We start from the raw sequence: 19,476 nt of genomic DNA on the forward strand, positions 1-19,476 counted from the left end.
GTTAACACCTGATTACGTTGATTTTATGGGCCATGCCGCCGCCTAGGGCATATCGCGTCCCCGACTTTTCAATCAGCACGGCGCCGCCATTTTGTTTTTGCACCACCATCAATTCATCGTTCAACTGGATGCCCATGCTCAGCAAACGCTCGCGCATCAGTGTTCCGCTGCGAAAAAACACGATTCTCACCTTTTCCCCCTCGCTGGCAATGGCCAAAGGAAACGACGGGATTGGCGCGCCTCCGGCGTTGGCCAACAAGCATCCATTTCGCATTGCTCATCCTCCTTGACCGCTACCGCCCCCTCCGTCTCACAACGAACCCGCGTTCGAGCACGCGGGACGGACAGCAGTACGACTGTTCTTGAATATTTAGCCAAAACTAATTTTGGCGAATATACTCAAGAACAATATGGAGTCAATAATTTTTTAAGCCTAGTCTAATTTTTGCCACCTATACGGCAGCAGCGGCTGAATCATGGAACCGCTGATCAGTAGCATCGAGAGGCAAGAAAAACGCAGGAAAAGGGACAAGGAGAGGAGAGGAGCCGGATTTGGCGCGTGTATTCTGTTGAACTTTTTTTTCGGAACTGTATGTTCTTTGGACACATTCCCTGCCCCCTCCATCAAGGGATGGGCGGTAGCACTTGATCAATCATCAAAAAAATTGAACACAAGCTAAGGCAAAATAGATTTTTCTTTCATCAGGTTTTTTTGTAAACATACCAGTAGTTTTTAAGTATTTTTATAAAAAATAGCAAAAAATCTTCATTTTTACTGATAATTATCACAAAATCAACCTGTTTACCCCCTCAACGGAGGCTAAAGACAAGACTGTTACAGCAAAATGCAATAAACGGGCAGCCTCTTTCCTGTAAATGTGGGCAGCCGCGATTGAACAAATATATAAATTTTTCTTATATAAAAAGTGTCCGGCTAGCAATCCGGCCGGTATATTGACCAAATCGTACGGGGTACCCTTATGAAAGAAACGAAATACAGCATTTGTGGTATGTGCGCCGTGCGCTGCCCCGTGGCTGTGCACCTGGAAAACGACAAACCTGTGTGGATCGAAGGCAACAGCCATGACGGCGGCATGGGACGTAGCCTGTGCGCCAAGGGCGGCGCCGCCTTTGCTCAGCGACTGGACCGGCAACGGCCCACGGCTCCCCTGTTGCGCCGTGGGCAACGGGGCGAGGGCGAGTGGCGGGAAGTTTCCTGGGACGAGGCCTTTGACTACATCACCACCCGGCTCAATGCCATCATTGCCGAACACGGCGGCCGTTCGATCATGTTCTCTGACCGCGGCGGTCCCTTCGCCGACCTGCGGCAGGCCTTTGTCAAGGCTCTGGGATCCCCCAATTACCACAACCACGACTGCACCTGCGGCCGCAACGTCCATCATGCCTCCAAATCGGTCTATGGCCTGGGGCGCAAGGACTTTGCCTACGATTACGAAAACGCTCGGCATATCGTCCTTTTTGGCCGCAACATCACCGAGTCGCTCAAAGTCAAAGAAGTGAAGAGCTTTCTCAAGGGGATCAAAAACGGGGCACGGGTGACCTATATCGATCCGCGGGCCTCGGTTACCGCCGGCAAGGCCAGCCGTTACTGGCAGATCAAACCGGGTACCGACTACGCCCTGCTGTTGGGCATTGCCCACTGTCTCGTTGCCAACAATTACTACGATCTCGACTTTGTTGACCGCTACGTCAACGGCATGGCCGAATTCAAGGCCTTTCTCGAGCCCTACACCCCCCAATGGGCCGCTGGCGAGACCGGCATCGCCGCCGAGGAAATCGAAACCTTCTGCCGCGAGCTCAACGAGGACCGGCCCAAGGTGATCATTCATCCGGGTTGGATGCTGGCCCGTTACCGCGACTCCTTCCATGCCTCGCGGATGATTCATATCATCAACGCCCTCATGGGCAGCATCGAACAGCCCGGCGGCCTGTTCTACCCCAAAGGACCCAAGGATGCCGGCAAATCCGGGCTCAAAAGTCTGGCTGCCCTGGTACCGGCGGTGAACGAGGATCGCGCCGACGGCTGCGGCAGTCGCTACCCCCAATGGGACAAGGGGGCGGGCATGCTCCAGACCGCCTACGAAGCCATCGACACCGGTGTGCCCTACCCGGTCAAAGCCTACTTTATCCATCGCCACAATCCCTTCATCGCCCTGCCCGACACCAAGGAGCAGCGGCGGATTCTCGACAAACTCGACCTGATCGTGGCCGTGGATGTTAACTTCTCGGAAACCGCCTGGTTCGCCGATGTCATCCTCCCGGAGAGCACCTTTATTGAACGTGCCTCCATCCTGCGCACGGAAAAGGGACTCAAACCCGGTTTCGGCCGCCGGCAACAGTGCGTCAAGCCCTTGAACAACACCAAGGCTGGCTGGGAAATCTATATTGAACTGGCCAAGCGGATGGGCAAGGGCGAATACTTCCCGTTCAATTCCATCGAGGATATCTGGCAGTACCAGTTGCAGGATACCGGCCTTAGTGTGACTGATTTCGACGCCAAGGGATTTGTTAAACTGAGCGACAAACCCCTCTGGCTTGACCGCGACAAACTCAAATTCGGCACCGATTCCGGCAAGATCGAACTGGTCAATGCCAAGTGGGAGGCCATGGGGATCGCTTCACTGCCGCCCTATGAACCACCCCTGGCGCCGCCCGAGGGCAGCTTCCGGTTGCTGTTTGGCCGCAACGGCTACCAGGCCCATGGCCAGCACCAGAACAATCCCATCCTTGCCGATCTGCTCGATGTTAACAAGTTGTGGATCAACACCGCTGCCGCCAAGCGGCTGGGAATCAAGAACGGCGACCAGGTTCTGGTGAAGAACGGCGATGAAGAGGGTCGGATTGCCGCCTACGTCACCGACCTGATCCATCCCGAGGCGGTGTTCATGCTCCATGGCTTTGGCACCGATGTGCCCGCCAAAAAACGATCCGTTGGCAAGGGGCTGGCCGACCAGCTGTACATGCAAGGAAAACTCAAGGAATGGGACAAGGCCGGCGGCGGTCTCAACCTGGCGGAAAGTTTTGTTACCGTTACCCCGGTTTAAGCGCAGGAGAAACACCATGAGCAACTATATCGTCACCCAGAACGTGGCCGACTGCATCGGCTGCCGGGCCTGCGAGGTCCATTGCAAGGACAAGAACAACAGCGGTCCCGGCGCCTTCTATTGCAGGATGATCGAGGTGAGTTCGAGCGAGACCTCGCCGCCACGCATCGATTTTGTCTACCTGTCCTGCTTCCACTGCGAAAAACCGTGGTGTGTCGATGCCTGCCCCACCGGCGCCATGCGGCGGCGCGACAAGGATGGCATCGTCTATGTCGAAGAGAAGGCCTGTGTCGGCTGCAAGGCCTGCATCACCGCCTGCCCCTGGACCGTGCCCCAATGGAACCCGGAAACGGGCAAGGTGGGCAAGTGCGACCTGTGCATGGACCGCATCGATCAAGGACTGGAACCGGCCTGTGTCACCAAATGCACCACCGGCTGCCTGAGCTTCACCACCCCGTCGGCGGCCTCGCAGGCAGCCCGCCAAGCCTTCGCCGAACAGCTGATGCTCAACCGGCGCTGAAAGGAGTGTAGCCATGGACGCGATCCCTGGGGAATATCTCGGTATTCTGCTGCTGCTCATCTTCGGCATTCTCTTTGGCGTGCTGACCCTGTTTGTGGGTCGGTTTTTTCGCCTCAGCCGGCCCTACCGCGAAAAGCTGATTGCCTATGAATCGGGCAACGAGCCCACCGCGGCCCCGCGGATGCGCTTCTCGGTCAAGTTTTACCTGATCGCCATCCTCTTTGTGGTCTTCGATGTCGAGTGCATCTATCTTTATCCCTGGGCGGTCAGTTATGACCGCCTGGGCCTGTTCGCCCTGGTGGAGATGCTCCTGTTCATCGCGCTGCTCCTGGTCGGCTATGTCTACGCCTGGAAGAAGGGGGTCCTGCAATGGGAGAAATAAGTGATCCAACCATGGTCAAGCTGGAGGAGGGGGTGCGCTACATCCCCGGGGCCAATGCCATCCTGGGGCCGCTGAACAAGCTGGTCAACTGGGGCCGGGCCGGGTCCATCTGGCCGGTCACCTTTGGTTTGGCCTGCTGCGCCATCGAGATGATGGATGCCGGTGCCTCCACCAACGATCTCGACCGCTTCGGCATCCTCTTCCGCGCCAGCCCCCGTCAGGCGGATTGCATGGTGGTGGCCGGCACGCTGAGCAAGAAAATGGCGCCGGTGTTGCGGAGGGTCTACGATCAGATGCCCGAGCCCCGTTATGTGCTGGCCATGGGCAGCTGCGCCTGCAGCGGCGGGGTATTTGACACCTACGCCGTCACCCAGGGGGTGGATCAGATCATCCCGGTGGACGTCTATGTCCCCGGCTGCCCGCCCCGTCCCGAGGCCTTGCTGGAGGGCTTCCTCAAACTCCAGGAAAAAATTCTCAAGGAGCAGTTCCGATGGAGCCAGTGGCGATAATCGATCGGCTGCGCGCCGAGTTTCCCGACGAGGTTGTGCAGGGCTACGTCAACCAGGGCCAGGGCGCGGTGGTGATCCGTTCCGGCCGCATCGTCGAGATGCTGCGCTGGCTGCGCGATAGCGACGACCTGCGGATGAACCACCTGCGCTCGCTGTGCGGGGTGGATAACCTACGGCGCAAGGGGCCGGGGTTGTCACGTTTTGAGGTGGTGTACAATCTCTATTCCATCCCCCTGCGCCACGAGATCCGATTGCGGGCCGAGGTGGGCGACAAGGACCCGGCCATTGATTCGGTGGTCGAACTGTGGCCGGGCGCCGACTGGCTGGAGCGTGAAACCTTTGACCTGATGGGTATCCGTTTCACCAATCACCCCAACCTGCACCGGGTGCTGCTGCCCGAGGATTGGGTCGGCCATCCGCTGCGCAAGGATTATCCCCTCAAGGGCAAGGAAGAGTGGGCCGGAATGACCGAGCTGCTCGACAAGATCAAGGAATTGGATCAGCACGGCTTTGATCCCGAAGGACACGCCCACGGACAGAGCGCACCCGAGCAGGAGGATGACTGATGACCCGGCCGATCAAACAACATCTGGAAATTCCGGTGGCCGACGGCGCGGGCGAACGCTATTCCCTGCGCATGGGGCCGCAGCATCCGGCCACCCACGGCGTGCTCCGGGTCGATCTCGAATTGGATGGCGAAACCATCATCGAGTGCATTCCCCAGGTGGGCTATCTGCATCGGGGTTTTGAAAAACTGGCGGAAAACAAAACCTATGCCCAGGCCCTGATCCTCACCGACCGGCTCGACTACATCGCGGCCATGGCCAACAATGTCGGCTACTGCGTGGCGGTGGAGCGGCTGCTGGGCATCTCGGTGCCGCTGCGCGCCCAATATATCCGCACCATAGTCGGCGAGATGTCGCGTCTGTGCTCGCACCTGCTGTGGCTGGCCACCCATGCCCTGGATATCGGAGCCATGACCGTATTTCTCTACTGTTTTCGCGAGCGCGAGATTCTGCTCGACCTGTTCGAGGAGCTGTGCGGGGCCCGGCTGACCTTTTCCTATCCCCGTATCGGCGGCGTGCGCCAGGATGTGACCTCGTATTTCGTCGATGAACTGCAACGGTTTCTCGACATGTTTCCCTCCAAGATCGAGGAATACGAGACCCTGATCGACACCAACCGCATCTGGCTCAAACGCACGGTCGGCGTTGGCACGCTCACCGGCGAGGAGGCCCTGGCACTTGGCCTGACCGGCGCCTGCCTGCGCGGCTCGGGTGTGGATTACGACATCCGCAAGCATCAGCCCTACGACGCCTACCCTTTAGTCGATTTCGAGGTGCCACTCGGCAGCGACGGCGACATCTACGCCCGGTATCGTTGCCGCATGGAAGAGATGCACCAGTCGGTGCGCATCATCCAGCAGTGCATCGATCAACTGCCGCCCGGTCCGATCATCGGCCCGGACGCCCCGGACCTGGTGATGCCCAACAAGGTGCCGGCCCGCATCGAGGCCGGGACCAACGAGTACGGCACCGGCCTGATCAAGCTGATCCGTGATCGCAATCTGTATATTTCCGGCGATGTCTATGTGGCCACCGAAGTGCCCAAGGGCGAGTTGGGTTTTTATTTCATCTCCGACGGCAACAACCGCCCCTACCGGATGCACATCCGCTCACCCTCCTTCATTCACATCGGGGCGCTGGCGGCCATTGCCAAAGGTGAACTGATCGCCGACCTGATCGCCAACATCGGCAGCCTGGACGTGGTCCTGGGTGAATCCGACCGGTAAATCGGCCGTGTCTGTCTGATCAACGAGGAACCTATGAATATTCTGCTCACCCTGGTGTGGCTCCTGATCCTCTTCGCCGTGGTCATGCTCCATGTGGCCTATGCGACCTATTTCGAGCGCAAGATCATCGGCCACATGCAGGTCCGTCTCGGGCCGATGCGGGTCGGCTGGCACGGTCTGCTCCAGCCCATTGCCGACGGCATCAAAAGTTTCTTCAAGGAAGATATCATCCCGGAGAACGCCGACAAGCCGACCTTCCTCGCCGCGCCGATCATTTGTCTGGTGGCGATGATGACCTCCCTGGCGGTGCTGCCCTTTGCCAAGGGCTGGGTGCTGGCGGATATCGACATCGGGCTGCTGTTCATCTTTGCCATGAGTTCCCTGGCCAGTTACGGCGTGGTCCTGGCAGGCTGGGCCTCGAACTCCAAGTACAGCTTTCTCGGCGGCCTGCGCTCCATGGCCCAGGTGATCAGCTACGAGATCAGCATGGGCCTCAGTCTGGTAGGGGTGATGCTCATGGCCGGCTCGCTTAACCTGAGCGAGATTGTCGAGGCCCAGGGCGATTCATTCCTGGGCATGTACCTCATGCCCCAGTGCATCGGTTTCTTCGTCTTTTTCATCAGCATGCTGGCCGAGACCAATCGGGTCCCCTTTGATCTGCCCGAGGCGGAAACCGAGCTGGTGTCCGGCTACTGCACCGAATACAGCGGCATGCGCTACGCCATCTTCTTCATGGCCGAATACATCGGCATGATGGTCATGGCCTCCATCGCCACCATCTGTTTTCTCGGCGGCTGGAACGGTCCCTTTGCCGTGCCGTTCTTCCCGCCGCTGTGGTTCGTGCTCAAGGTCTACCTGTTCATGTTTCTCTTCATATGGATTCGGGCCACCCTGCCACGCTACCGCTACGATCAGCTGATGGATCTCGGCTGGAAATTGCTCATCCCGCTGGCGCTGGTCAATATCGTCCTCACCGCCTGCCTGAAGGCGCTCATCAGTTAGAGGAGGGGAGGGAAACTCCAAACCATGCAGATTCAATACAAACCCCGACGCGGACTCCTGGCGACCATTTTCCAGGCGGAGATCCTCCAGGGCATGACCCTGACCCTGAAGCGGCTCTTTTCCAAGCCGATCACCCGCCAGTATCCCGAGGAAAAACCGCGCATCCGTCCCGGCTTTCGCGGCCAGCACGCCCTGGTGCGCGATCCCGAGACCAAGGACTGCAAGTGCATCGGATGCATGCGTTGCGCCATGGTTTGTCCGTCGCGCTGCATCCGCATCCGCTCCCACAAGGACAAGGAACCGGGCAGCCGTCGGATCATCGACTGCTACCGCATCGAATCGCTGCGCTGCGTCTACTGCGGCTACTGCGAGGAGGTTTGTCCGGTCAATGCCATCGTCCTTACCGAGGTCTTTGAGTACGGCTCCTATGAGCGGCCCTCGCTCTACTTCACCCGGGAACAGTTGTTGGCCAACTGGGACCGGTTTGTGGCGGAAAAGGGCGCAGAGATGGAGACCTATGTCAATCCTTTCTGGCGGCCGCGCGGCCTGCCTGAAGAGGGACTGCCCGCCCCCAAACGGCTGCCGGTGTCGCCCGAGTGGAGCGGCGAGCAGCAGGTGGTGGGCAGAAAGTGGCGGCAGCATCTACCGCCGGAACAATCCTGAGGAGGGGCCATGTTTCTCCAGTTCTTTTTCGGCTACTGCGCGCTGATGATCATTGCCAGCGGCATCCTGGCCATCAGTTTGCGCAACCTGGTGCACAGCGTGCTCATGGTGCTGGTGCTGTTCTTTCACATGGCCGGCCTCTATCTGACCCTGAACGCCGAGTTCTTGGCTGCGGTGCAGATCATCGTCTATGCCGGCGCCATTCTCGTGCTCTACCTCTTTGTGCTCTTTCTGGTCAGCCTGCGCGAGGAACTGCATTTGGACGCCTTTGTCCCGGGGGCTTGGCTTGGGCGGATCATTGCCGTTGGTCTGGCCGTGGGGCTATTGTATGTCATCCCCGCCTTTACCCTGGGCGAGAAGGGGACCTGGTCGGTCAGTGCCATCCGCGAGTTGACCCACACCAAGGCCCTGGGCCAGGAGTTGTATTCCGCCTATTTGCTCCCCTTTGAGATCGCCGGCCTGATTCTGCTGGTTGCCCTGATCGGCGGCCTGGTGCTGGCGCGCCGGGAGGAGGTACCTCTGCCCGGTGCGGATGCGGACCCATCCCCGGAACACAAGGAGGTGGCGCGATGATCCCCCTGTCCTGGTACATGGCCCTGGCCGCGATCCTGTTCTGCATCGGGGTGTGCGGCTTTCTCACCCGGCGCAACGTGATCATCATGTTTCTCTCCATCGAGCTGATGCTCAACGGCGTCAACCTCAACCTGGTGGCGCTGAGTCATTTCATGGACAGTGTCCGCGGCCAGGCCTTCACCTTTTTCATCATCACCGTGGCCGCGGCCGAGGCCGCCATCGGTTTGGGCATCGCTATCGCCCTCTACCGCAGCCGGCGCAGCGTGCACGTCGATACCATCAACCACCTCAAGGGATAACAATATGCCGGCCTCACTGCTTGCCATCCCGCTTCTGCCGCTGGCCTCCTTTGTCCTCACCCTGTTGCTGGGCAAACGCTGGGGAACCCGGGCCCATTGGCTGCCGATCATCACCGTGCTGCTCTCCTTTGGTTGCGCCCTGGCTACCTTGTTCCGAGTTCAGTCCGGGACGATCATCAATCAGGACCTCTACACCTGGATCGAGTCGGGCACCCTGCGGGTCTCGGTCGGCTTCCTGGTTGATCAGCTGACCGCGGTGATGCTGATCGTGGTCACTTCCATCAGTTCGCTGGTGCATATCTATTCGGTGGGCTACATGAAAGGCGAAGAGGGCTATTACCGCTTTTTTGCCTATCTGAGCCTGTTCACCTTCTCCATGCTGATGCTGGTGCTGGGCAACAACTTCCTCCAGCTCTTTTTCGGTTGGGAGGCGGTGGGCCTGTCGTCCTATCTGCTGATCGGTTTTTACTATGAGAAGCAGTCGGCCTCGGATGCGGGCAAAAAGGCCTTTATTGTCAACCGGTTTGGCGATTTTGGCTTCATCTTGGGGTTGTTTCTCATTTTCACTCAGTTCGGCAGCCTCCACTATCAGGAGGTCTTCAGCCGAGTGGGTTCTCTTGACGGGCAGACCCTCTCCCTGTTCGGCACCCCGGTCAGTGTGGCAACCCTGATAGCCCTACTGCTGTTCTGTGGGGCCATTGGCAAGTCGGCCCAGATGCCGCTCCACGTCTGGTTGCCCGATGCCATGGAAGGGCCGACTCCGGTCAGCGCCCTGATCCATGCCGCCACCATGGTCACGGCCGGTGTTTTTTTAGTTGCCCGCTGTAATCCGATTTTCGAACTGTCCCACTTCACCCTGAACCTGATCACCGTGTTGGGTGCCATCACCGCCCTGTTCGCCGCCACCATCGCCCTGGTCCAGACCGACATCAAGCGGGTGGTGGCCTATTCCACGGTCAGCCAACTGGCCTACATGTTCATCGGCTGCGGCGTCGGTGCCTACTCGGCCGGCATCTTCCATCTCTTCACCCACGCCTACTTCAAGGCCCTGCTCTTTCTCGGCTGTGGTTCGGTTATTCTCGGCATGCATCACCAACAGGACGTGCGCTCCATGGGCGGCCTCAAGCAGTACATGCCGATCACCTACTGGACCTTTCTCCTCGCCTCGCTATCCATCTCCGGCGTGCCTGGACTGGCCGGGTTTTTCAGCAAGGACGAGATCCTGCTCATGGCCTTCAACACCCCTCTGGCCGCCGGCAAATTCGCCTGGGCCATCGGCACGCTGGTGGCCTTCATGACCGCCTTCTACTCGTTCCGCCTCTTTTTTCTTATCTTTCACGGCGAGTTCCGGGGCACCGACCACCAGCGCGATCATCTCCATGAATCACCCCTGGTGGTCACCCTGCCGCTGATGCTGCTGGCCTGCGGCGCCGTGGCTGCCGGATGGTTTGGCGTGCCTGCCATCCTCGGCGGTGACAACCACTGGGCCCATTTCCTGGAGCCGGTGCTCGGCCATCCCCCTATCCATGTCTCCGGAACCGTGGAGGCCCTGCTCATGGGGAGCTCGATCCTCGCCGGTGTCTGCGGGATCGGCCTGGCCTTTTACCTGTACCGGCTCAAGCCGCAGCTGCCGACGCTGCTGGCCGAACGACTCTCCTTTGTCTACAGGCTGCTGCTGAACAAGTATTACATCGACGAACTGTACATTGGCGCCATCGTCAAGCCCACCCTGGCCTTCAGCCACGGCGTGCTGTTGCGGCTGGTGGACTTGGCCTGCATCGAAGGAGTGGTCAACGGCTTGCCCCGAGCCATTGGCGCTTTTTCCCAACGTCTGCGGCGCATCCAGGACGGCCAGGTCTCGCACTATCTCGCCTGGATGGGCGGTGGCGCCCTGGCCCTGGTGGTGGTCCTGCTGATCGGCCGTTAACTCGAACCCTTACTCGCGGAAGTGTCGTCCATGTCGATTCCTCTTCTCAGCACCCTGATCTTCTTTCCGGTCCTCGGCGGCCTGTCGCTGCTGATCGTCCCCCGGCAACAGACCGCCACCATCCGCTTGATGGCTCTGTTCGTCAGCCTGGTCGAGTTGTTGCTCACCCTGCCGGTGGTCCTCCTCTTTGACAAGACCACCGCCCGGATGCAGTTCACCGAACTCCATCCCTGGATCAGCACCCTCAACATCAATTACAGCCTGGGCATCGACGGCATCAGCATTCTCTTCCTCCTGCTCACCGCCCTGATCACCCTGCTCTCGGTGCTGGTCTCCTGGGAGGCGATCCACGACAAGGTCCAGGAGTTCTTTGTCGCCCTGCTGCTGCTGGAGGGGGCGATGATGGGGGTGTTCTGCGCCCTTGATTTCTTCCTGTTTTATATCTTTTGGGAGGCCATGCTTATCCCGATGTTCCTGATCATCGGCATCTGGGGCGGTCCCAACCGGATCTACGCCACGGTTAAGTTTTTTCTCTACACCCTGGTCGGCAGCCTGCTGATGCTGGTGGGCATCATCCTCTTGTACCAAAACGGCGGCCATACCTTTGATATCCTCAAGCTGGCCGGGCAAAACTATTCCCTCAAACTGCAGCTGATCCTTTTCTGGGCCTTTTTCGCCGCCTTTGCGGTCAAGGTACCGATGTGGCCGGTGCACACCTGGCTGCCGGATGCCCACACCGAGGCCCCGGCCGCCGGTTCGGTCATCTTGGCCGGCGTGCTGATCAAAATGGGGGCCTACGGGTTCTTGCGCTTCTCCCTGCCCATCCTGCCTGAGGCCACCCAGCAGATGCTTGTGCCCATGCTGGTCCTGTCGGTGATTGCCATCGTCTACGGGGCCATCATCTGCCTGGCCCAGACCGATCTCAAGCGGCTGATCGCCTACAGCTCGGTAAGCCACATGGGGTTCGTGACGCTCGGCCTGTTCGCCCTCAACCAGCGTGGTTTGGAAGGCGCCATCCTGCAGATGATCAATCACGGTGTGGTCACCGGTGCCCTGTTTCTCGCCATCGGCATGATTTATGAACGGACCCACACCCGCGAGATCAGCGCCTACGGCGGCCTGGCCACCACCATGCCGGTTTTTGCCGGTTTTTTTCTGCTGTTCACCCTGGCGGCGGTGGGCCTCCCCGGCACCAACGGCTTCATCGGCGAGTTTCTCATCCTCCTCGGCGGCTTTGAACGTGCGCCGTGGGCAGCGGTCGTGGCCGCTTCCGGCCTGATCCTCGGGGCCTGGTACATGCTGTGGCTCTACCAGCGTATCTTTTTCAACGAGGTCAGCACCTCCCTGCACGGGTTGACGCAGCTCAACCTACGCGAGATCCTGACACTCACTCCCATGGTGGTGCTGATCTTCTGGATTGGCCTCTATCCCAATGCACTGCTGGGCTTTCTCCACGTTTCGGTCGGCCATCTGCTCGATCAGGTCAACGGTGTCGGCCTGGCCGGGCCGGTGCTGCCGCCCGTCAACCTTCCCTGATTTTTTCGCGACACGGATAAAGGAGCGCGTATGATTGCAACTGTGGCTGTCAACTGGGCCGCCGTGGAACCCATCCTCCCTGAACTGCTGCTGATCACCATCGGCGTGCTGCTGATCGGCTGCGACCTGTTCCTGCCCCGTCAGCGGCAACTGCTGCCGTGGCTGACCGTGATCGGCTGCCTCACGGCCCTGGCCATGATCTTGGGCTCCCGGCCGACCGTCGCCTTTGGCGGCATGTTTCTTGCCGACGGCTATGCCATGGTGTTCAAGACCATCTGTCTGGGATCGGTGATCCTGAGCGTGCTGATGAGCGAGCATTTTTGCCGCGTTATCGGTTTGCGCCAAGGCGAATACTACAGCCTCATGCTCTTCTCCCTGGTGGGTATGCTGCTGATGGCCTCAGCCGGCGACCTGATGGTACTCTACCTGGGCCTGGAGCTGATGGCCCTGCCGATCTATGCCCTGGTTGGGTTGCACAAGCGCGAGCAGCGGACCAGCGAGGCGGCGATCAAATATTTCCTCATGGGCTCCTTTGGCTCGGCCCTGCTGCTGTTTGGCATGTCCATGGTCTACGGCCTGACCGGCACCACCGAGATCGCCCGCATCGCCGAGCTGATCGGCTCCCGGCAACTGGTCGCCAATCCGGCCCTGCTCGCCGGGCTGGGTCTGCTCTTGGCGGGCTTCTGCTTCAAGGTCGCGGTGGCCCCTTTTCACCTCTGGACTCCGGATGTCTACGAGGGCGCACCCACCATTGTCACCGCCTTCATGTCCGTCGGTCCCAAGGCGGCCGGATTTGCCATCTTCGGCCGCGTGCTCTTTGTCGGTCTACCCGAGTTGCACGGCCACTGGGGACCGGTGCTGGCGGTGCTCGCCCTGCTGACCATGGCGGTGGGCAACATCACGGCCCTGTGCCAGCAGAGCCTCAAGCGGATGCTCGCCTACTCGGCCATCGCCCATGCCGGCTATGCCCTGCTGGGCCTGCTCGCCGGAACCGCCGAGGGTATGGCCGCCACCATGACCTATCTGATGGTCTACCTGTTCATGAACATCGGCGCCTTTGCCATCCTCATGCTCCTGGCCACGCCGGATGCGCCCTGTGAATCCATCGACGACTGCAAGGGGCTGGCCAGCCGCAACCCGGTGGCCGCGGCCCTGATGCTGGTCTTCCTCTTCTCGCTCACCGGCATTCCGCCCACCGGCGGCTTCATCGGCAAGTTCTACCTGCTCAAGGCCGCCTTTATTGCCGGCTACCCCCTGACCGTGGTCGGCGCGGTCCTGTTCAGCGCCATTTCCGCCTTCTTTTACCTGCGGGTGGTGCGCTTTATGTACATGGAGGCTCCGCAGCAAACGGCCACCCTCCAATTTTCGCCCGGGATGCGGGCCGCCCTTGGCCTCTGCCTGCTGGGTGTGCTTGGTCTGGGACTGTTTCCCGGCTCACTGCTCAACTGGACCGTGTCGGCGTTCTCGGGGATGTAAACAGTCCCCAAACCAATCCCGCGCCATCACCGGCGGTATGCGGCAACCAACAAAAAAGATCGAACGAAAGCGCGCTCACCGCACGGTTTCCATTGAGTTTTCCCTATTGTTTCAGCGCCATGTTTCCGAAGAACAGGTACCCTCTTCCTTTTTCAACCTTTCACCTGACGGAACCACGATGCGAAATGGATTACTCGTGATAGTGTTGCTGACTGGCCTGGCGCTGGCAACCGGCTGCACCCAAAGCAAAGGCTCCCTGTTTGGCGGCCAGGAGACCATCGAATCCGCTTCCCAATGGAATGTGCTGGCCAACGATGTCGCCAATCGGATCAACAGTGAACTGATGCGGCAACATTATCTCACCGCTTCGGTCTTTGTTCGGCATAGTTGCGGCACACCCGAAAAGTGCGGGGAAGGCGGGACCTTTCCCTTTGACGAGGGATTCAACGATCTCCTGACCACCCAACTGGTCAATTTCGGCGTCCACACCATGGTGGCACCGGAACACGCCAACCTAGTGGTCGACTACAAGGTGCAAACCCTCTACCATCCGTCTGACTGGCGTTCGTGGCATTGGCCCAAGCCAGGCGTACTTACCGCCCTGGCTGCGGGAATCAGCGTCATCCGCGACGCACCGTGGGAGATCATTCCCGTCGCTGCGGCCGTCGATATGTTCCGCGCCAATTACCGCCACGACGGCCAATACGAGGTGATCATCACCGTTTCCATTGTCGACAAGAACCGCTATGTGACGCGATTCTCCGACGTATACTTCATCAACAACGGCGACTTCTGGCAGTATCGGCCAACCGCCCCCGCGCCTGAAATTCAGCTCACCAGCCCGAGCGGCCCGGCTGCGCCTGCAACGACCCGGAAAACCAGCCTATGAAGTCATTTTTCCGCTCCTGCTGTGTGTTCGTGGTCTGCCTGCTGCTTTGTCTGAGCCTGTCCGCTTGTAGCGATTTCAACGGCACCCGCCTCGAACCGTTTTTGGGCGGCGATGTCAATCTGGTCGAACTGGGCGACAAAGTGGCCGAAACCCTGATCATGCAAACCTTGCCGCCCCTCATCCCGCACCAGGGTGATCAGCCGATTCTGATCACCACCTTGGTCAACAATGACAACCTCTCCGATACCTCCAGTTTTGGCCGTAGTTTTCAAAACAACATCGCTGCCGGTTTCGTGGCCCGCGGTTACACGGTCAAGGAACTCAAGCTGCGCCGGGATCTGTTGGTCGAACTGCACAAGGGCGAATTCATGCTCACCCGCAACCTGGCGGAAATGGCCGGTATCCAGCGGGCCCAGGCCGTGGTGGTCGGCACCTATGCCCTGGCCAACAGGGTGATGTATCTTTCCGTGCGCTTAGTCTCGCCCAAGGACCAGACCATCAAGGCCACCTATGAGGACAAACTCACGCTCGACGCCAACAGCCTGCGCATGCTGGGATTGCGCATAAAAAACGGCGCGGACCGGGATCCCATCGAACCGGCCCTGCCGCCCAGCCCGTCGGTGCTCGATGATCTCCTCTACTGACCATCAGCCCTGCCCCAATCCCCGGCCGTCATGGCTTTAAAACGCGCCCCTTCCCTGCCGATCAAGACAGCGGCCACCCCCAGGCCAGCTGGTGCGGTTCGCGGAGCACATTCGTGAAGCAGTTCCTCGCCAACAGTCTGCGATCCGCCGTGCAGAGCGGCCTGTTGATCCTCAAGTTCGTGGTGCCGCTGTATCTCCTGGCCGATATACTGCTCTATTTCGATCTCCTGCGTCCCCTCGGTTTTCTTTTTGCCCCGGTAACCAGCCTGCTCGACCTGCCGCCGGAGGCTGCGGTGGCCTTGGCCGGCGGGGTGCTGATCAACATCTATGCCGGTATCGCCTTTGCCGCGCCCCTGGACCTTTCTCCTTATCAGTGGACCGTGCTCGCGGTCTTTCTCGGCGTCTGCCACTCGATGATCGTCGAAAGCGCCATCATGGCCAAGCTGGGGATCTCCTACGGCTATTCCATCCTCCTGCGGGGTTTTGGTGCCTGCCTGACCGTCCTCCCGGTGCTGTTTCTGCCCGCCTCCCTGTTCAGTCAGCAACAGCAACACGATACACTCACCCTGCCGCGGTACGACGATTTCTGGCAGATGCTCTTCCATTCCCTGCACAAAGCCGTGGTGCTGTCGGTGGAGATCATCCTGCTGATCAGCCTGATTATCGTGGTCATGGATTTGCTCAAGGCGAGCCGTCTGCTCCAGGCGCGCCTGGAAAAGGTCAACACCGCCTTCTCGATCATCGTCGGCCAACTGCTCGGCATTACCTATGGGGCCGGCATTCTCATCCGCGAGGCCAGCCGGGGCGCGCTCAGCCGCGAGGATATATTTTTCATCGGCACCTTTCTCATGATCTGTCACTCGATTGTCGAGGATGTGTTGCTGTTTGTCCTGTTCGGGGCCAATTATTGGGTTATACTCGGTGTCCGTCTGACCGCGGCCCTGGTGCTCAGCGCTCTCCTCCTGCGCGTTTTTCGTCTCGTTTCGCTCGACTGGGTCATCCGGCCCTGAGCATCCAGCGTGCATGGAAGGCGTACCCGGTTCTTGCGGCCGCCAACGCAGCCACCCGATGGCCTGACCGCCCCCAAGGCTGCAACGCCCTCAAAGGAGACCGATTCGTGTCTGTTCGCACCCTGCTCCGCCAACACTCCATCCTGACCAAGATCTACTTCTGCACGGTCATCACCTTTTGCTCCCTGTACGCGGCCCAACCGATCCAACCGGTTTTCCAGCACGAATTCGCGCTGACCTCGTTTCAGGCCATCCTGTTCACCACCCTGATGATGCTGCCGCTCGGCTTTGCGCCGATGTTCTACGGGGTGCTGCTGGAATCGCTCTCCGCCCGCCTGATCGTGCGCACCGCCGTCCTGCTGCTCGGGGGCTTGGAACTGGTGTTCAGCCAAACCAGCAACTATCTGCTGCTCTTGATTCTGCGCGGCCTCCAGGGCATGGTCATCCCGGCCATTCTCACCTCGCTGGTCAGCTATATCTCCTTCACCGCGCCACGCGAGGATGTGCAGACGGCCATCGCCCGCTACATCGCGGCCACCATTCTCGGCGGTTTCCTGGGACGTTTCCTGTCCGGGCTGTGCACCGATCTGTTCGGCTGGCGGTTTTTCTTCTTTCTCCTGGGTGCACTGCTGCTCTGGGCCTTTTTCCTCCTGCGCACCCTGGAAAAGGATGCCAACCTTGCCTACAGCCGGCCCAAGGCGGCCGAGGTGATGGAATTGATCAGGCAGCCGCAGTTTTTCTGGCTCTACTGCACCATTTTTGCGGTCTTCTTCGTTTTCGCCGGCCTGCTCAATTTCCTGCCCTTTCAGCTGAAAGCGATCAATCCGGCCTTTCGCGAAACCGGCATCGGTTTCATGTATTTCGGTTATGTGATGGGGATCTTGGTGTCGCTCAACGTGCGGCGGATGATCAGTCTGTTCGGCTCGGAAACCAAGGTGGCCATGAGCGGCCTCTTTCTCTACATCGTCGGCATCTGCGGCTTCATGATCCCCGATCACCGAGCCATGTTCCTTGCCATGTTCGTTTTCTGCACCGGCATGTTCATGGCCCATGCACTCCTGTCCGGCTACGTCAACACCCTGGCGAAAAGCAAGAAGGGGATCGCCAATGGGGTCTATATCTCGTTCTATTATCTGGGTGGCACCATCGGCTCGTTTGCGCCAGGGGCGCTCTACGAGTGCTGTGGCTGGAAGGTCTTTCTCGCCAGCCTGATCGCGGTGATCTGCGGGGCCATGTATTGCCTCCGCCGGTTGCAGCAGTCCGCCGCGACGGTGGCTCTGAAAGCGGCCTGATCGCCTTTTCTCCGGAGCGCAACCCCGGGAGGGGAGAAACAGGTGAAAGAATGCGGCGCCCAGCGAAAGCGGGCTTAAGGATCGGGCGCAAGCGGTCGATAGAACAAGGAAGGCAAGGATGCTTGAAACTTCTGCGCAGAAAGGGATGACACGCATGCAATACCGGATAGAGCCTGATACCGCCGCCACCGCCCGCGTCATGGATAAAACAGCGAGGAAAAACGCTTCCCAGGCCGCGCGCATCGCCCAGAAAGGACAGTGGAGCAATCCGGGGACGGCGGTAGCCCTCCACCCCAGTTTTCAGCAATTTCTGGCCGAACAGACCACCCTTCGGGGAACCCAGTCAATCGGGGCGCGCCATGTCCGACCTGCCGCCCCGCAACAGGGTGCCGCTCCGGAAATCATCCATACCCTGCGTCAGGGCGAAACCATTTGGGAACTGGCGCGGAAGAAGTACCATGTCGAGCCGGAGGCCATCCTCCGCCTCAACAACATTACCCATCCCGGCACACTGCGGGCCGGCCAGCAGATTCGCATTCCTTCCGCAAACAGCGGCGGTTTCGTCGACACCGCCGAGGAAGTGGTGGCCGGCTGGTATGGCGAATATCACCACGGGCGGCTGATGGCCAATGGCGAGCGGTTCGACATGCACGGCGCCACCATCGCCCACCGCGACATGCCCATGGGCACCCGGGTGGAACTGGAAAATCCGCAGACCGGGCAGCGGGTCGAGGCCGTGGTCACCGACCGGGGACCCTACCATCGGGGGCGCGATGTGGACCTCAGCTACGGGTTGGCCGAACGTTTATCCCTCACCAGGCAGGGCGTCGGCAACTTGAAGATGCGGGTGCTGTAACGCCTTTCCTTTTGGGGTATCCGCCGCGGCTGATGTGTCCACCGATCCCCATGCCTTCTCCGGCATGACCGAAATCGCCCTCCCCGGATGCCTTTTATCGTTTTCCTGGTTTTTGCCCCCTCCTCCGTTCGTAGCGGCCACGTGTCAGCGCAGCATCCGGGATCGCGGCTCCCGCGCATACCACACCAACCCTGCCGAGCAACCGGTGATTCCAGCCAGCTCCCAGGGACTGAGCGCCTCGCCCAGCAACAACCAGGCCAGCAGGGCCGTGGTTACCGGGACAAAGGACATGAACAGGGCCACGGTGATCGTGCCCAAATGGTGGATGGCATAGGCCACGCACACCAGGGCGAGCACATTGACGATCACCCCTTGATAAATGGCCTGCAGGGCCATATCGTGGTACGTAGCCGTGGACAGGCCGGAAGGAAAAACAAACCACAATGGGGTAAAAATCAGCACGTTGACCACCGGCACGATGACGATCACGTCTCGCCAGCTCATCTGCCATAGGCGGATGCCGGTCATGTGCAGGGTGTAACAGAGGGCGGCGGCCAAGAGGAGAACGATGCCGGCAACCTGGTCGGGAGAAAACAGCGAACCGCCGGTCATCACCAGGTTGGAGCAAAAAATCAGGCCGATGGCCGCGTAACGATGGCCCGCGATCCGCTGGCGGAAAAGCAGCCAGGCAGCGACGGCCCCCAGTACCGGCAGCATGCCGTTGACCAGCACCCCGGCATGGGCGGCACGCAACACCTTGAGTCCGTAAAAGGAGAGCATGGTATAGGGAAACCCCACTCCCAGACCGATGACCAGATACTGCCACAAGCGGGTAGGGGTCCACGGATAGCGCAGAATCAACGGCGATACCACCAGCGCGGCGGTCCAGTAGCGCAGCAAGGTGATGTCCGCTGGCTGCAAATGGGTATGGACGCCGTGGCGGGACAAGGTGATCCACCCCGACCAGATGAGCACCACGGCTAGGCCGGCGAGCGTAGGTTTGATCGCTTTCATGGGGGGCAAGCAATACTCCGGAAACGG

At 59.8% G+C, this 19,476-nt stretch carries 20 protein-coding genes; 18 read left to right on the forward strand and 2 right to left on the reverse strand.

What is annotated here, in order from left to right; all coding sequences use genetic code 11:
- Position 1 precedes the first annotated feature (1 nt).
- Entirely contained in the window at positions 2–256 is a 255-nt protein-coding gene (locus DESPR_RS09260) for a FeoA family protein (RefSeq protein ID WP_218918234.1), read from the reverse strand.
- 724 nt (positions 257–980) lie between these two features.
- Here DESPR_RS09260 and DESPR_RS09265 point away from each other — a divergent pair.
- The 18 genes from DESPR_RS09265 to DESPR_RS17280 all read left to right on the forward strand — a co-directional run bounded on the left by DESPR_RS09265 (position 981) and on the right by DESPR_RS17280 (position 18,435).
- Positions 981–3,065, forward strand: coding sequence for a molybdopterin-dependent oxidoreductase (locus DESPR_RS09265; protein WP_015724547.1), 2,085 nt, complete (start codon positions 981–983; stop codon positions 3,063–3,065).
- A gap of 16 nt (positions 3,066–3,081) precedes the next feature.
- Positions 3,082–3,585, forward strand: a complete 504-nt coding sequence (locus tag DESPR_RS09270) for a 4Fe-4S dicluster domain-containing protein (RefSeq protein WP_015724548.1) — start codon at positions 3,082–3,084, stop codon at positions 3,583–3,585.
- 13 nt (positions 3,586–3,598) lie between these two features.
- Positions 3,599–3,967, forward strand: a complete 369-nt coding sequence (locus tag DESPR_RS09275; RefSeq protein ID WP_015724549.1) for an NADH-quinone oxidoreductase subunit A — start codon at positions 3,599–3,601, stop codon at positions 3,965–3,967.
- Between the two features lie 11 nt (positions 3,968–3,978).
- Positions 3,979–4,476, forward strand: coding sequence for an NADH-quinone oxidoreductase subunit B (locus tag DESPR_RS09280; protein WP_043769920.1), 498 nt, complete (start codon positions 3,979–3,981; stop codon positions 4,474–4,476).
- Complete coding sequence (locus DESPR_RS09285) at positions 4,458–5,042, forward strand: NADH-quinone oxidoreductase subunit C (RefSeq protein WP_015724551.1); 585 nt, start codon at positions 4,458–4,460, stop codon at positions 5,040–5,042. Before DESPR_RS09280 ends, DESPR_RS09285 begins: the two co-directional genes overlap by 19 nt.
- Complete coding sequence (locus DESPR_RS09290) at positions 5,042–6,268, forward strand: NADH-quinone oxidoreductase subunit D (protein ID WP_015724552.1); 1,227 nt, start codon at positions 5,042–5,044, stop codon at positions 6,266–6,268. The genes DESPR_RS09285 and DESPR_RS09290 overlap by 1 nt, the downstream gene beginning before the upstream one ends.
- Before the next feature lie 33 nt (positions 6,269–6,301).
- Positions 6,302–7,270, forward strand: coding sequence for an NADH-quinone oxidoreductase subunit NuoH (gene nuoH / locus DESPR_RS09295; protein ID WP_015724553.1), 969 nt, complete (start codon positions 6,302–6,304; stop codon positions 7,268–7,270).
- Positions 7,271–7,294: 24 nt separating this feature from the next.
- On the forward strand, positions 7,295–7,933 hold the full coding sequence (gene nuoI / locus DESPR_RS09300) for an NADH-quinone oxidoreductase subunit NuoI (protein WP_015724554.1): 639 nt from the start codon (positions 7,295–7,297) through the stop codon (positions 7,931–7,933).
- A gap of 9 nt (positions 7,934–7,942) precedes the next feature.
- Positions 7,943–8,506: an NADH-quinone oxidoreductase subunit J family protein gene (locus DESPR_RS09305; protein WP_015724555.1), complete on the forward strand. Its 564-nt coding sequence runs from the start codon at positions 7,943–7,945 to the stop codon at positions 8,504–8,506.
- Positions 8,503–8,805 (forward strand): NADH-quinone oxidoreductase subunit NuoK, encoded by a 303-nt coding sequence (nuoK, locus tag DESPR_RS09310; RefSeq protein ID WP_015724556.1) that lies wholly within the window; start codon positions 8,503–8,505, stop codon positions 8,803–8,805. The genes DESPR_RS09305 and nuoK overlap by 4 nt, the downstream gene beginning before the upstream one ends.
- Positions 8,806–8,809: 4 nt before the next feature.
- Entirely contained in the window at positions 8,810–10,732 is a 1,923-nt protein-coding gene (gene nuoL / locus DESPR_RS09315; RefSeq protein ID WP_015724557.1) for an NADH-quinone oxidoreductase subunit L, read from the forward strand.
- Between the two features lie 30 nt (positions 10,733–10,762).
- On the forward strand, positions 10,763–12,268 hold the full coding sequence (locus DESPR_RS09320; RefSeq protein ID WP_015724558.1) for an NADH-quinone oxidoreductase subunit M: 1,506 nt from the start codon (positions 10,763–10,765) through the stop codon (positions 12,266–12,268).
- Between the two features lie 30 nt (positions 12,269–12,298).
- Positions 12,299–13,744, forward strand: coding sequence for an NADH-quinone oxidoreductase subunit N (locus tag DESPR_RS09325; protein WP_015724559.1), 1,446 nt, complete (start codon positions 12,299–12,301; stop codon positions 13,742–13,744).
- A gap of 196 nt (positions 13,745–13,940) precedes the next feature.
- Positions 13,941–14,633 carry a hypothetical protein gene (locus tag DESPR_RS17270; RefSeq protein WP_169701577.1) on the forward strand — a complete coding sequence of 231 codons (693 nt, stop codon included), beginning with the start codon at positions 13,941–13,943 and terminating at the stop codon, positions 14,631–14,633.
- A complete protein-coding gene (locus DESPR_RS17275) occupies positions 14,630–15,277 on the forward strand; it encodes a FlgO family outer membrane protein (protein ID WP_015724561.1) in 648 nt (215 codons plus the stop codon). The genes DESPR_RS17270 and DESPR_RS17275 overlap by 4 nt, the downstream gene beginning before the upstream one ends.
- A gap of 113 nt (positions 15,278–15,390) precedes the next feature.
- Positions 15,391–16,287 carry a hypothetical protein gene (locus tag DESPR_RS09340; protein ID WP_015724562.1) on the forward strand — a complete coding sequence of 299 codons (897 nt, stop codon included), beginning with the start codon at positions 15,391–15,393 and terminating at the stop codon, positions 16,285–16,287.
- Positions 16,288–16,394: 107 nt separating this feature from the next.
- Entirely contained in the window at positions 16,395–17,579 is a 1,185-nt protein-coding gene (locus DESPR_RS09345; RefSeq protein ID WP_015724563.1) for an MFS transporter, read from the forward strand.
- A gap of 145 nt (positions 17,580–17,724) precedes the next feature.
- Positions 17,725–18,435: an RlpA-like double-psi beta-barrel domain-containing protein gene (locus DESPR_RS17280; protein WP_052302087.1), complete on the forward strand. Its 711-nt coding sequence runs from the start codon at positions 17,725–17,727 to the stop codon at positions 18,433–18,435.
- Positions 18,436–18,579: 144 nt separating this feature from the next.
- Here DESPR_RS17280 and DESPR_RS09355 read toward each other — a convergent pair whose 3' ends face one another.
- On the reverse strand, positions 18,580–19,449 hold the full coding sequence (locus DESPR_RS09355; protein WP_015724565.1) for a DMT family transporter: 870 nt from the start codon (positions 19,447–19,449) through the stop codon (positions 18,580–18,582).
- Positions 19,450–19,476: the final 27 nt, after the last annotated feature.

Origin of the sequence: Desulfobulbus propionicus DSM 2032 (genome assembly GCF_000186885.1) — a bacterium.
In the GTDB taxonomy this organism is placed as follows: domain Bacteria; phylum Desulfobacterota; class Desulfobulbia; order Desulfobulbales; family Desulfobulbaceae; genus Desulfobulbus; species Desulfobulbus propionicus.